Below are 12,196 nucleotides of genomic sequence, written 5' to 3'. Positions count from 1 at the left end.
GGGCCTACGCGCCCGGCTTATTAACTTTGGCCTGATAGTATTCCGCCAAAGTCATACCTCGCGTCCGCTCGGCAAGCCAGGCAAACAGCGTTTCGAGATCCTGATACAGACGTTCGATATCCGCTTCGTCTTTGAACGTCGGGCTTCCGCCCGGCATAAATTCCGAAGAGTGCAGCATAAACTCGACGTAATCATTGCCTTCCGCCAACGTTTTTTGTGCCACATCTATCATCTGCGCAGCATTTCCTCTCGCCGGACGAAGCCAGTTCACCGACGGGCTGCGATATTTTCCGCGAAGCCTGTCGTAGCCCTGCTTAAAGGTATTCATCAGCGCGCTGTGCTTGTACTGAATGCTCATCGGGACTTCCAACAGCGGAGAATCTCCCGGCTGATGGATGACATCAAGATCCATAAAGTAGGAACGAGTTGGGAAGTGTTGATAATTCGTACCGCCCGTCCCAGCTGGCGATCCCTTAGCGTTCCGCCAGTTCACGCGGGGCGTCACCGAACAATCAACCTTGTAGCCCAACTCCACCAGCAGGCGTGCGTAGCGGCTATCAAACGCCCATCGCCCGGCACGATGGCTGAGCATTTTGGTACCGAAAGTTTCTTCAAGAAGCGTCGTCATATAGACGACCTTTTCGCGCAGGATCTCGTCAGGATATTCAATAAGATAGGGTTGCCAGCGCCAATCGTCGCCGGTTAAATCAAATTCCGGTGGGCTGTTCCATGCATGCAAATGCATTCCCACCTCACCCTGCCCGCGCGCAATAACGTCCTTAGCAAAAGCGATATAGTCAGGGTCGACGGCCATCTCATAGTTGGTTAACCAGACGGGTTTGAAGGCATATTTTTCGCAAAGCGCCTGAAAACGCGGCAAAAAACGCGCGTTCTCCGTTTTAATCTGTCGATGGTTTTGCCACAGATTATCGCCTTCGGTATCAATCGTGATGATAAATGCTGGGGTGCTCATTGCCGTCTCTACGCTAACGATATTTCCGCCATGTTACGCAGCCTCCCGGACAAGGGCAAACCGCTTTCCAGGAATGCACCGACTCCCGAGTAGAATTGTAGCAACCATACTCAAGGTCTATTAGAATCACGCTTTGGTTAATCACCTAAAGACGATAATGAATAACGCTTTGCAGACACTCGCTGACGGGCCGCAAACTCGTATATTACTCATAAAGCTGCGTCATCACGGTGATATGCTGCTGACAACGCCGGTGATCAATGCCCTGCATCAGGCTTGGCCGCAGGCACAGATCGACGTTCTGCTTTATGAAGAAACCCGCGATATGCTGGCCGCCCATCCCTCTATCCATCACATCTATGGCATTGACCGTAAATGGCGAAAATTGGGCACCCGTCAGCACTTCTGCAAAGAGTGGCAGCTCCTCAGGACGCTGCGCCAACAGCGTTATAGCCTGGTGCTAAACCTTGCCGACCAGTGGCGTAGCGCTATTGTTTCCCGTTTTACCGGTGCGCCTGTCCGCATAGGCTTTGACTTCAACAAGCGCCGTGGCTGGTTCTGGCAACAGTGCCATACGCAGCTCGCGCCGGTTACTGGCCATCAACACATGCACACCGTTGAGCAAAATCTGTCAATTCTTGCTCCGCTACCTATCCCCACGGTTTCCGAAGTTACGATGAGCTATCGGCCCGATGACTGGCTGGCCGTGCAGAACAAGCTCAAAGAAAAAAACGTTGATGGAGCGTTTATCGTCGTTCAGCCAACATCCCGCTGGTTCTTTAAGTGTTGGGATGATGCAAAAATGGCGCAGACGATTACCGCGCTCCAGCAGGATGGGCACACCATCGTGCTGACCTCCGGCCCGGATAAAAATGAAAAGGCGATGATTGAAAGCATCCGTGCGCTTTGCCCGGCCGAACGGGTTTATTCCCTGGCCGGTGAATTAAGCCTGCGTCAGCTAGCCGCGCTTATCGACCATGCCCGTCTGTTTATCGGCGTTGACTCCGTTCCCATGCATATGGCCGCCGCCCTGCAAACGCCCTGCATCGCGCTGTTTGGCCCATCCAAACTCACGTTCTGGAGCCCGTGGCAGGTGAAAGGCGAGGTTATCTGGGCGGGCGACTACGGCCCGCTGCCGGATCCCGATAAAATTGATACAAAAACCAGCGAACGCTATCTGGATGCTATTCCTTCCGATGTCGTAATTGCTGCCGCAAGGAAACTGCTGTGATGAAACGCTGCCGTCTGGCTATCGTGCGCCAAAAATATCGCCCCGATGGAGGCGCAGAACGCTTTGTTTCCCGCGCCCTTGAGGCCTTAAGCGCACATGACCTGGAGCTGAACGTCATCACGCGGCAGTGGCAGGGCGAACGCCAGGAAAACTGGCATATTCATATCTGCAACCCGATGAAGTGGGGGCGGATTAGCCGCGAGAAAGGTTTTGCCGATGCCGCACGCGCGCTGTGGCAGCGTGAGAATTTCGATCTTGTACAAAGCCATGAACGTATAGCCGGCTGCGATATCTATCGCGCTGGCGATGGCGTGCACCGCCGCTGGCTGCTACAGCGCGCTCGTATCCTGCCAGCCTGGCGGCAAAAGCTGCTGCTTCGCGATCGCTATCATCGCTACGTCATGCAGGCCGAGCGGGCGATGTATCAGGCGCCGGAGCTGAAAGCCGTGATCTGCAATGCAGAAATGGTAAAACGCGAAATCATCGAAGATTTTGCTATACCTGCTAATAAGATACATGTCATCTATAATGCTATTGATTCCTCCCGCTTCGTTCCGGCCACGCCGGAGCAGAGGGCAAAATGGCGGCATGAAATCAATATTCCACCGCAGGCGGTAGCACTGGTATACGTGGGGTCCGGTTTTGAGCGCAAGGGTCTTGCCAGCGCAATCCGGGCTATCGCCAGTACCGATCGCTACCTGATAGTGGTAGGACAAGATAAAGCAGAAAAGCAGTACCGGGCGCTGGCACAAACTCTGGGGTGTCAGGATCGGGTGATTTTCATGGGAGTGCAGAAAAATACGCTGCCCTTCTATCAGGCTGCTGACGCATTATTGCTGCCAACGCTCTACGATCCCTTCCCGAACGTGATCCTGGAAGCGATGGCATGTGGTTTACCGGTTATCACCACGCCCACCTGCGGCGGGGCAGAATTTATCACGACCGAACAAAATGGATACGTTTGCGATGCACTTAACATTCATGAGCTGACGGCTGCTGTAATGGCCATTCCCGCCCGCCATCTGGACGAGGTCATGGGGATACATGCACGTGAACGAGTCAGGGATGCGACGCCGGAAAAACTTTCACAGCAACTTATTTCGCTGTATCAAAACATACTGGATTAGACGATGCGCATCCTAATGATTATTGATGGCTTACCCGGCGGCGGCGCTGAAAAAACCGTGCTTACCCTTTCAAAGGGGCTGGTCGGTATGGGCCATCAGGTCTCGGTTTTCTCGCTGCGCCGCGTCTGCGATTATGAAATCCCGGACGGCGTCGACTATCAAATCATTCTGGATACCTGCAAAAAACCGTGGCGCAAGCTCACGGAGCTCTCACGCCGCGCGGCACTTCTGGATGAAGCCGTTGAAAAAGCGCAAAGAAGTGGGCAATTCGACCTCATTTTCTCTCATTTGCATAAAACAGACCGCATCGTCGCCCATACCAAAACGATTCCACGTGACAGGCTGTGGTACTGCGTACACGGCATGTTCTCCTTCTCTTACCTGCTGCATCGACACGGTTTCTCACGCTGGATAAAACGTAAAAAAATCAAAAGCGTTTATGAGAACAGTAACGTTGTTGCCGTATCGAAGGCGGTGCTGAAAGATATCACCCAGCGCTTTGATATTACGCTTGCGAGAAGCACGGTCATTCATAATCCGTTCGATATCGACGGCATCCACCAGCGCGCCAAAGAGCCGTGCGAAATGGCGGGCCAGGACTATCTCATCCATGTCGGGCGTTTCCATGAGCACAAACGCCACGACCGGCTAATCAAAGCCTACGCGCTAAGCGGCATCGAAGCGCCGCTGGTGCTGATGGGAAACGGCAGCGCTGAACGAATCGAACAGCTAAGAACCATGGCTACCGCGGCGGGCGTGGCGGATCGCGTGTTTATCAAACCTTTCGCAGCCAATCCTTACCCATGGATAGCCAATGCCCGCATGCTGCTTTTAAGCTCCGACTGTGAAGGCTTTGGCAACGTGCTTGTCGAAGCCCTCATCTGCCAGACGCCAGCAGTCAGCACACACTGCCCGGGCGGCCCGGAAGAGATCCTGACCGGGCCGCTGGCTCGCGGCCTCTCCGGCATGAGTGACCAACAGTTGGCGAATACCATGCTCGACATCTACCACAACCCGCCGGCTATTGATGCCAACACCATTGAGTCCTATAGCATCGGTGCTATTTGCCAGCAGTATTTGTCCCTGGCAACAGAAAAAAGATAACGTTATTTTCAGGTAACTTATGTCCCAGAACCAGGCTCCATTACTTAGCGTCGTCGTCGCGGTATACAACGGCGAACTTTTCCTGGCGAAGTTTTTCGCCTGTCTCGAAGCGCAGGCCATCGAAGAGATGGAAGTCATTATGGTGAACGATGGTTCAACCGATGGCTCAATGGCGATTATCAACGCCTGGCGCGAAAAATTTCCTGGCATGGTGGTGATTGAGCAAGACAACCAGGGCGTTTCCATCGCGCGCAATACCGGTCTTGCCGTAGCGACCGGACAATATCTTTCCTTCCCTGATATCGACGACGACTTCAAGCCCGGCATGTACCGCCGCCTGCTCGATATGGCGCTGGCGGGCAATCTGGACGTTGTGACCTGCAATGGCAACTATGTCTACGAAAATAACAGAAAGCCTTCGCGCCCTATTTTTCCGGAAGACAAACTCCAATCAACGGGCGTCATCAGCGGCCCGGCCTGGCTGAAAAAAGCACTGGATTCGCGTAAGTTCCTGCACGTGACCTGGCTGAATCTCTATCGCCATGATTTTATCCGCGAACACGGGTTTATCTTCGAGCCCGGCTTACGCCATCAGGACATCCCCTGGACCACGGAAGTGTTGCTTGCCGCAGAACGCGTTCAGTACACCAGCGAAAGGTTCTACGACTACTATATTCACTCGGCGTCGGTCTCCCATATGCCTGACACCGACGACACGCTGATCCGCTCGGCGCGCCACTACATTAAAATTCTGGAAATGCTCGAAGCCATCAACCTGCGCTATCCGGAAAAGGTCAAAAACATCCCGGCATGTAACTGGCAGATTGCAAAAGAAGGGCTTGGCATCCTGCATACTTTCAATAACATGAAAGATCCGCAGAAGAAGAAAATGATAATCCAGGAATTTTTCGACCGTGGTATCTGGCGCCTAATCTGGAAAAACGCGCGCGGGTTCCGCCTGCGCTGGCGCTTAGGCCGCCGCTACCTGAAACTGAAAAAGGCAACTCGCGTCCCGGGGTAATAATATGATTGCGAGCGGCGTTGGGCTGCTCGCACTGCTTTTGATTCGCTCTCCCGTTGCCAGAACAATCGGTAAAGCCGTCGAATATCACCAAAACAATAGCTTTACGCCCTGCGAATGCTTAGAATTTGCCCGCCGATAATGAAAATACGGAAAATTCGCTTGGAATCGTTGTATACCGCCCTGCTCTACCTCATTCAGCCCTTTGTGTGGCTGCGACTTCTGCTCCGTAGCCGCAAAGCTCCTGCGTATCGTAAACGCTGGGCCGAACGCTATGGCTTTTGTCGAGGGAAAGTAGCGCCGGACGGTATCATGCTGCATTCCGTTTCCGTCGGCGAAACGCTTGCCGCGATCCCGCTGGTACGGGCGCTGCGCCATCGCTACCCAACGATACCTATCACCGTCACTACCATGACGCCGACAGGCTCCGAACGCGTACAGTCAGCCTTCGGTAAAAACGTCCATCACGTTTATCTCCCTTACGATCTGCCGTGCGCCATGAACCGTTTTCTGGATACCGTGCGCCCGAAGCTGGTGATCGTGATGGAAACCGAGCTGTGGCCGAACATGATCACCGCGCTGCATAACCGCAAAATCCCGCTGGTCATCGCCAATGCGCGTTTGTCAGAACGCTCCGCTAAAGGTTACAAAAAGCTCGGTAATTTCACGCGCCGCCTGATGAGCAAAATCACGCTCATCGCCGCACAAAATGAAGAGGATGCGGGTCGCTTCCTTGAGCTGGGCCTTAAACGCTCCCAGCTTACGGTGACCGGCAGCCTGAAGTTTGATATTTCCGTCACGCCGGAGCTTGCCGCCCGCGCCATTACCCTGCGCCGCCAGTGGGCTCCGCGCCGTAAGGTGTGGATTGCCACCAGCACCCACGACGGCGAAGAAAGCATTATTCTCGACGCACACCGCCAGCTGCTGGCGAAATTCCCGGACCTCCTGCTGATTTTGGTGCCGCGCCACCCTGAACGCTTCAAAGATGCAAAAGATCTGGTGCAAAAAGCGGGTTTCAGCTTCACCCTGCGCAGCAGCGGCGAAATTCCCTCGGGCAGCACGCAGGTTGTGATTGGCGATTCAATGGGCGAGCTGATGCTGCTGTACGGTATTGCCGACCTCGCCTTTGTCGGCGGCAGCCTGGTTGAACGCGGCGGCCATAACCCGCTGGAGCCAGCCGCGCACGCCATTCCGGTGCTGATGGGCCCGCACATCTTTAACTTCAAAGACATCTGCGCGAAGCTGCTGGAAGCCGACGGCATGATCACCGTCACCGACGCGCAGTCGCTGGTGAAAGAAATTTCCACGCTTATCACCGACGAAGACTATCGCCTTTACTACGGCCGCCACGCTGTCGAAGTACTGCACCAGAATCAGGGTGCCCTGCAACGCCTGTTACAGCTGCTGCAACCCTATCTGCCACAGCGGAGTCACTAATGCCCAACCGTCTGTCAGTGGTGATGATCGCCAAAAACGCCGCGGATATTCTGCCGGACTGTCTGGCATCGGTCGCCTGGGCAGATGAGGTGGTGCTGCTGGATTCCGGGAGCACCGATGCCACCGTGGATATCGCTCGCGCCGCCGGCGTAAAAGTCTTTAGCGATGAAAACTGGCAGGGGTTTGGGATTCAGCGCCAGCGCGCTCAATCCTACGCAAGCGGCGACTACGTTTTGATGATCGATACCGATGAGCGCGTCACGCCAGAACTCGCCGCCGCCATTCAGACTACGTTGCAAAATCCCCAGCCCGAAGCCGTCTACAGCATCGCCAGGCGCAATTTATTTTTAGGGCGCTTTATGCGTCACAGCGGCTGGTACCCGGATCGGGTCACCCGCCTCTACCCGCGCGATCGTTACCGCTATAACGACAATCAGGTTCACGAATCGCTGGATGCGCCCGGTATAAAAGCTATTACTCTAAAAGGCGACCTGCTGCACCTGACCTGCCGTGACTTCGCAAGCTTCCAGCGTAAGCAGATGAATTACGCCACCGCATGGGCGCACGAGCGCCATCAGCGCGGTAAAAAAGTCTCGCTCACGGGAATTTTCAGCCACACTTTGGGGGCCTTCTGCAAAACGCTGCTGCTTCGCGCAGGTTTTCTGGACGGAAAGCAAGGCTTCCTGCTGGCGGTCGTCAACGCGCAGTACACCTTTAATAAGTACACCGAACTCTGGGCCTTAAACCACGGCTATACGGAAAAAGAGCAGCTATGAGCACCCGAGCGATTTACCCTGGTACTTTTGATCCCATCACCAACGGGCATCTGGATATCGTGACTCGCGGAGCCATGATGTTTGACTCTATTATCCTCGCCATCGCCAACAGCCCGCACAAAAAAACCATGTTTTCGCTGGACGAACGCGTAGCGCTGGCTAAACAGGTGACGTCACATCTGCCGAACGTTGAGGTGGTAGGCTTTAGCGATCTGATGGCTAACTTCGCCAAAGCGCAGCAGGCCAACGTGCTGGTGCGCGGCTTGCGTACCGCAGCAGATTTCGAATATGAGATGCAGCTCGCCCATATGAACCGTCATTTAATGCCGGAACTGGAAAGCGTGTTTCTGATGCCGTCGAAGGAGTGGTCTTTTGTCTCTTCTTCGCTGGTGAAGGAAGTGGCGCGCCACCATGGCGATGTCGCGCATTTTCTGCCTGAGCCGGTTTGCCAGGCTTTACTGGAAAAACTGAAGTAGCTAGTGCTGGCAGTTGCGGCAGTAGAACGTGCTGCGCTGCGCGTGCTTGCTGGCGATAATAGGCGTGCCGCAAACCCTGCACGGCTCCCCTTCCCGTCCGTAAACCTGAAGCTCCTGGGCAAAATAGCCCGGCTTGCCGTCGGACTGTAAAAAGTCTTTTAGCGTCGTACCACCCTGCTCAATGGATCGAATCAGTACCGCCTTGATCACTTTCACCAGCAGCTCGCATTCGGTTTTAGATAACGACTGCGCGGCGCGATCGGGATGGATCCCAGCAGCAAACAGCGATTCGCTGGCGTAAATATTACCGACGCCCACCACCAGCTTGTTATCCATTAGCCAAGGCTTGATGGCGATTTTTTTCTTCGCCGATTTTTCGCGCAGATATTCCGCGTTGAACTCGTCATGCAGCGGTTCCGGACCAAGGTGTGCCAGCACGTTGCTGCCTTCCAGCTCCTTAACCCACAGCCAGGCACCAAAGCGACGCGGGTCGGTATAGCGCAGCACTTTGCCGTTGCTCATCACCAGGTCGACGTGGTCATGCTTTTGCGCGGGCAGCTCTTCGGTAAGAATGCGCAGGCTGCCGGACATGCCAAGGTGGATAATTATCCAACCGTCGGGAAGCTCAAGCAGGAGATATTTTGCCCGGCGCTGGACGCTTAACACCGGTTTATCGCTTAGAGCATGAATCTCGTCAGAAACGGGCCAGCGCAGGCGGCTATTGCGCACGATGGCGTGCAGAATGGTTTCGCCCACCAGGTGCGGTTCAATGCCGCGGCGGCTGGTTTCAACTTCAGGTAACTCTGGCATTTCTCCTCCGGGCTATGGCTTAAAACAAAAAAACCCCGCCGGAGCGAGGTTTTTCATCAAAGTCACTAAAATTATTTAATTTTAGCTTCTTTGTACAGTACGTGTTGACGGACAACTGGATCGAACTTTTTCAGTTCCAGTTTTTCCGGCTTAGTACGTTTGTTCTTCGTGGTGGTATAGAAGTGACCAGTACCAGCAGAAGAAACCAGCTTGATCTTCTCGCGAACACCTTTAGCCATGACTTAGTTCCTCTTAGTACTTCTCGCCACGGGTACGAAGATCGGCCAGAACCGTTTCGATACCCTTCTTATCAATTACACGCATACCTTTAGCAGATACACGCAGTGTGACAAAACGCTTCTCGCTCTCAACCCAGAAACGGTGAGAGTGCAGGTTCGGCAGGAAACGGCGTTTGGTCGCGTTCATTGCGTGGGAACGGTTATTACCGGTCACCGGACGCTTGCCAGTAACTTGGCAGACTCGGGACATGTCTATTCTCCAAAAATCAAATTAGCTCGAGCTTCGTATAGGGTTATGGCGCCTCGTCAGGCTGCAAGCCTGGTCCCTGGCGGTTCAATGTGAACCACAGTGCCAGGCGCATAATGCCAAACCCGAGATTCTCAAAGGTGGCGTAGTATACGCTGCCTGACGCATGTGCTCAAGTCCCGAACAGACAAAGATCCCCAAGGATCGCGCAAATCGGCTTAAATCCACCCACGTTCAGCAAAAGAAACGTACTCTCCGCGACCGATAACCAGATGGTCAAGCACGCGAATTTCCATAAAAAGGCAGGCTTTCACGATACGTTCGGTAATGGCACGGTCAGCTTTGCTCGGTTCGGCCCTACCCGACGGGTGATTATGCGCAAGAATGACCGCCGCTGCATTAGATTTCATTGCTTCGCGGACAATTTCTCTTGGATGCACCTCAACATGGCTTAGCGTTCCAGAAAACATCGGGGTGTGTTTAATAATACGGTGCTGGTTATCAAGAAAAAGTACCATAAAGATCTCGCGCTGTTCCGTCGTCAGTTGGCTTTGCACAAATTCGCGCACCGCATCCGGGCTTTTGAAGGTAAGCTCCTCCACACCGCGCGATGAATAATAACGTCTTGCCAGTTCGGCAATCGCATTCAGCTGAGTGTATTTAGCCTTGCCAATCCCCTTAATATCCTCGAACTGCGAATAATCCGCTGAAAGAAGTCTGCTCAGCGAGCCAAAACGCTCAAGCAAAGCGTTCGCCAGGGCCAACACATTCATATCCCGCAATCCCGTACGCAGGAAAAGCGCCAGTAATTCAACATCGGTCAGTGAACCCACACCAAAACTTAACAGCTTCTCACGCGGCAATTCGGTCTTGTCCCACTCTTTAACACTGTCCATTGCGCCTCCCAATCCCTTTGAGCGGCCATTGTGCCCAGCTAAAAGGCCGCTTGCGATCTCGAGATTTCCAGCATGCGGGATGTCTCGCAAACTGCAAAAAGTCGTGGCCAAAGGAGTGTGATAAAATAGCCTCACGATTAAGACTTCCAGTGGGAAAAATCATGATGGGGCTTTCCGGCAAAAAAATTGTTCTGTGCGTTAGCGGCGGCATTGCGGCCTATAAAACGCCTGAACTGGTGCGTCGTCTGCGCGATCGCGGGGCGGATGTACGTGTGGCAATGACCGAGGCGGCTAAAGCCTTCATAACGCCATTGAGCCTGCAGGCCGTATCTGGTTACCCGGTGTCAGACAGTCTGCTTGACCCCGCAGCGGAAGCGGCAATGGGCCATATCGAACTGGGGAAATGGGCAGATTTAGTGATTCTTGCCCCCGCCACCGCCGATCTCATTGCCCGTGTAGCGGCAGGAATGGCGAACGACTTGGTCAGCACGATTTTTCTTGCCACTCCCGCGCCGGTTGCGGTCGTTCCCGCCATGAACCAACAGATGTATCGCGCAGCGGCAACCCAACACAATCTCGAAGTATTGTCTTCCCGTGGCCTCATGCTGTGGGGACCGGACAGCGGCAGCCAGGCATGTGGCGACGTGGGGCCGGGGCGCATGCTCGACCCGCTGGAAATAGTTGAACTGGCGGTGGGCCATTTTAGCGTCGTCAAAGATCTGCAACATCTCAACGTCATGATTACCGCCGGACCGACGCGGGAACGTCTTGACCCGGTGCGCTATATCACCAATGACAGCTCCGGGAAAATGGGCTACGCCATCGCTGCGGCTGCGGCTGCGCGCGGTGCAAATGTTACGCTGGTTTCCGGGCCGGTTTCACTTGCGACGCCTGCTGGAGTAAAACGGATTGACGTTAACTCAGCGCTGGAAATGGAAGCTGCCGTACAGCAAAACGTGCCGGGTCAGCATATTTTTATCGGTTGTGCCGCAGTAGCCGACTATCGCGCAGCAATCGTCGCCGACGAGAAAATCAAAAAGCAAGGCGATGAAATTACGCTAAAAATGGTCAAAAACCCGGACATCGTGGCGGGCGTTGCCGCACTTTCGGTCAATCGGCCTTACGTTGTTGGGTTTGCCGCCGAAACAACTAATGTGGAAGAATACGCCCGGCAAAAGCGCATCCGAAAAAATCTCGACCTGATTTGTGCCAACGACGTTTCACAATCGGGTCAGGGCTTTAATAGCGACAGCAACGCGTTACACCTTTTCTGGCAGGAAGGAGAGAAAGTCTTACCGCACGAGCGTAAGTCACTCCTTGGCCATCTTTTAATGGACGAGATTGTTACCCGTTATGATGAAAAAAATCGACGTTAAGATTCTGGACCCTCGCGTGGGTCAGCAGTTCCCACTGCCGACTTATGCCACTTCCGGCTCAGCCGGTCTTGACCTGCGTGCGTGTCTGGACAACGCCATTGAGCTGGCCCCAGGCCAGACTACGCTAGTACCAACCGGGCTTGCGATTCATATCGGCGATCCTTCCCTTGCTGCGGTCATCCTGCCTCGCTCTGGCCTGGGGCACAAACATGGCGTCGTGCTGGGTAACCTGGTGGGGCTTATCGACTCCGATTATCAGGGGCAGCTAATGGTTTCTGTGTGGAACCGCGGGCAAGATAGCTTCACCATCGAACCGGGTGAACGTATCGCGCAGATGGTCTTTGTGCCGGTTGTACAAGCCGAATTCAACCTGGTCGAAGATTTTGATACCAGCGACCGCGGCGAAGGCGGCTTTGGCCATTCTGGCCGCCAGTAGTAAGCTCGTTTTTTAACGTAACCACACGCGTTCATAACGCTAAAACA

14 protein-coding genes are annotated in these 12,196 nt (G+C 54.2%); 9 read left to right on the top strand and 5 right to left on the bottom strand.

Annotation, left to right across the window (positions count from 1 at the left end; all coding sequences use genetic code 11):
* Nucleotides 1-4: 4 nt before the first annotated feature.
* On the bottom strand, nt 5-973 hold the full coding sequence (locus tag ACSPHG_RS00360; protein ID WP_435951507.1) for a polysaccharide deacetylase family protein: 969 nt from the start codon (nt 971-973) through the stop codon (nt 5-7).
* A 157-nt stretch (nt 974-1,130) separates the two neighbouring features.
* On the opposite strand from ACSPHG_RS00360, the gene rfaQ reads away from it, so the two are divergent.
* The 7 genes from rfaQ (at nt 1,131) to coaD (ending at nt 8,145) form a co-directional block, all read left to right on the top strand.
* Nucleotides 1,131-2,204: a putative lipopolysaccharide heptosyltransferase III gene (gene rfaQ / locus ACSPHG_RS00355; RefSeq protein WP_435951506.1), complete on the top strand. Its 1,074-nt coding sequence runs from the start codon at nt 1,131-1,133 to the stop codon at nt 2,202-2,204.
* Nucleotides 2,204-3,331 carry a glycosyltransferase family 4 protein gene (locus ACSPHG_RS00350; RefSeq protein WP_435955914.1) on the top strand — a complete coding sequence of 376 codons (1,128 nt, stop codon included), beginning with the start codon at nt 2,204-2,206 and terminating at the stop codon, nt 3,329-3,331. Before rfaQ ends, ACSPHG_RS00350 begins: the two co-directional genes overlap by 1 nt.
* A 3-nt stretch (nt 3,332-3,334) precedes the next feature.
* A complete protein-coding gene (locus tag ACSPHG_RS00345) occupies nt 3,335-4,435 on the top strand; it encodes a glycosyltransferase (RefSeq protein WP_435951505.1) in 1,101 nt (366 codons plus the stop codon).
* 19 nt (nt 4,436-4,454) lie between these two features.
* Nucleotides 4,455-5,456: a glycosyltransferase gene (locus ACSPHG_RS00340; RefSeq protein ID WP_435951504.1), complete on the top strand. Its 1,002-nt coding sequence runs from the start codon at nt 4,455-4,457 to the stop codon at nt 5,454-5,456.
* 162 nt (nt 5,457-5,618) lie between these two features.
* On the top strand, nt 5,619-6,893 hold the full coding sequence (gene waaA, locus ACSPHG_RS00335; RefSeq protein ID WP_435951503.1) for a lipid IV(A) 3-deoxy-D-manno-octulosonic acid transferase: 1,275 nt from the start codon (nt 5,619-5,621) through the stop codon (nt 6,891-6,893).
* Nucleotides 6,893-7,669: a glycosyltransferase family 2 protein gene (locus ACSPHG_RS00330; RefSeq protein ID WP_435951502.1), complete on the top strand. Its 777-nt coding sequence runs from the start codon at nt 6,893-6,895 to the stop codon at nt 7,667-7,669. The genes waaA and ACSPHG_RS00330 overlap by 1 nt, the downstream gene beginning before the upstream one ends.
* On the top strand, nt 7,666-8,145 hold the full coding sequence (coaD, locus tag ACSPHG_RS00325) for a pantetheine-phosphate adenylyltransferase (protein ID WP_435951501.1): 480 nt from the start codon (nt 7,666-7,668) through the stop codon (nt 8,143-8,145). Before ACSPHG_RS00330 ends, coaD begins: the two co-directional genes overlap by 4 nt.
* On the opposite strand, the gene mutM is transcribed toward coaD, so the two are convergent.
* From mutM to radC, 4 genes are all read right to left on the bottom strand, one after another.
* The gene (mutM, locus tag ACSPHG_RS00320) at nt 8,146-8,955 is read right to left on the bottom strand and encodes a bifunctional DNA-formamidopyrimidine glycosylase/DNA-(apurinic or apyrimidinic site) lyase (protein ID WP_435951500.1); all 810 of its coding nucleotides are present in this window, start codon (nt 8,953-8,955) and stop codon (nt 8,146-8,148) included.
* A gap of 71 nt (nt 8,956-9,026) precedes the next feature.
* Complete coding sequence (gene rpmG / locus ACSPHG_RS00315; RefSeq protein WP_002208990.1) at nt 9,027-9,194, bottom strand: 50S ribosomal protein L33; 168 nt, start codon at nt 9,192-9,194, stop codon at nt 9,027-9,029.
* A gap of 13 nt (nt 9,195-9,207) precedes the next feature.
* Nucleotides 9,208-9,444: a 50S ribosomal protein L28 gene (gene rpmB, locus ACSPHG_RS00310; protein ID WP_004154798.1), complete on the bottom strand. Its 237-nt coding sequence runs from the start codon at nt 9,442-9,444 to the stop codon at nt 9,208-9,210.
* A gap of 215 nt (nt 9,445-9,659) precedes the next feature.
* On the bottom strand, nt 9,660-10,337 hold the full coding sequence (gene radC, locus ACSPHG_RS00305) for a RadC family protein (RefSeq protein WP_435951499.1): 678 nt from the start codon (nt 10,335-10,337) through the stop codon (nt 9,660-9,662).
* 164 nt (nt 10,338-10,501) lie between these two features.
* Between radC and coaBC the strand changes: the two genes are divergently transcribed.
* Nucleotides 10,502-11,713 (top strand): bifunctional phosphopantothenoylcysteine decarboxylase/phosphopantothenate--cysteine ligase CoaBC, encoded by a 1,212-nt coding sequence (gene coaBC / locus ACSPHG_RS00300; RefSeq protein WP_435955913.1) that lies wholly within the window; start codon nt 10,502-10,504, stop codon nt 11,711-11,713.
* Nucleotides 11,691-12,149 (top strand): dUTP diphosphatase, encoded by a 459-nt coding sequence (gene dut / locus ACSPHG_RS00295; RefSeq protein WP_435951498.1) that lies wholly within the window; start codon nt 11,691-11,693, stop codon nt 12,147-12,149. Before coaBC ends, dut begins: the two co-directional genes overlap by 23 nt.
* Nucleotides 12,150-12,196: the final 47 nt, after the last annotated feature.

It is taken from the genome of Dryocola baronae (assembly GCF_051297175.1).
In the GTDB taxonomy this organism is placed as follows: Bacteria; Pseudomonadota; Gammaproteobacteria; order Enterobacterales; family Enterobacteriaceae; genus Dryocola.
Note: the sequence above shows the minus strand (reverse complement) of the source record. Positions and strands in the feature narration are given on the sequence as shown.

What these genes read in the sequence shown, in the direction of transcription:
- ACSPHG_RS00330 (WP_435951502.1), top strand. Translation starts at nt 6,893, where the DNA reads ATGCCCAACCGTCTGTCAGTGGTGATGATCGCCAAAAACGCCGCGGAT.
- rpmB (WP_004154798.1), bottom strand. Translation starts at nt 9,444, where the DNA reads ATGTCCCGAGTCTGCCAAGTTACTGGCAAGCGTCCGGTGACCGGTAAT.
- ACSPHG_RS00340 (WP_435951504.1), top strand. Translation starts at nt 4,455, where the DNA reads ATGTCCCAGAACCAGGCTCCATTACTTAGCGTCGTCGTCGCGGTATAC.
- radC (WP_435951499.1), bottom strand. Translation starts at nt 10,337, where the DNA reads ATGGACAGTGTTAAAGAGTGGGACAAGACCGAATTGCCGCGTGAGAAG.
- ACSPHG_RS00360 (WP_435951507.1), bottom strand. Translation starts at nt 973, where the DNA reads ATGAGCACCCCAGCATTTATCATCACGATTGATACCGAAGGCGATAAT.
- dut (WP_435951498.1), top strand. Translation starts at nt 11,691, where the DNA reads ATGATGAAAAAAATCGACGTTAAGATTCTGGACCCTCGCGTGGGTCAG.
- ACSPHG_RS00350 (WP_435955914.1), top strand. Translation starts at nt 2,204, where the DNA reads ATGAAACGCTGCCGTCTGGCTATCGTGCGCCAAAAATATCGCCCCGAT.
- rpmG (WP_002208990.1), bottom strand. Translation starts at nt 9,194, where the DNA reads ATGGCTAAAGGTGTTCGCGAGAAGATCAAGCTGGTTTCTTCTGCTGGT.
- coaBC (WP_435955913.1), top strand. Translation starts at nt 10,502, where the DNA reads ATGGGGCTTTCCGGCAAAAAAATTGTTCTGTGCGTTAGCGGCGGCATT.
- ACSPHG_RS00345 (WP_435951505.1), top strand. Translation starts at nt 3,335, where the DNA reads ATGCGCATCCTAATGATTATTGATGGCTTACCCGGCGGCGGCGCTGAA.
- rfaQ (WP_435951506.1), top strand. Translation starts at nt 1,131, where the DNA reads ATGAATAACGCTTTGCAGACACTCGCTGACGGGCCGCAAACTCGTATA.
- coaD (WP_435951501.1), top strand. Translation starts at nt 7,666, where the DNA reads ATGAGCACCCGAGCGATTTACCCTGGTACTTTTGATCCCATCACCAAC.
- mutM (WP_435951500.1), bottom strand. Translation starts at nt 8,955, where the DNA reads ATGCCAGAGTTACCTGAAGTTGAAACCAGCCGCCGCGGCATTGAACCG.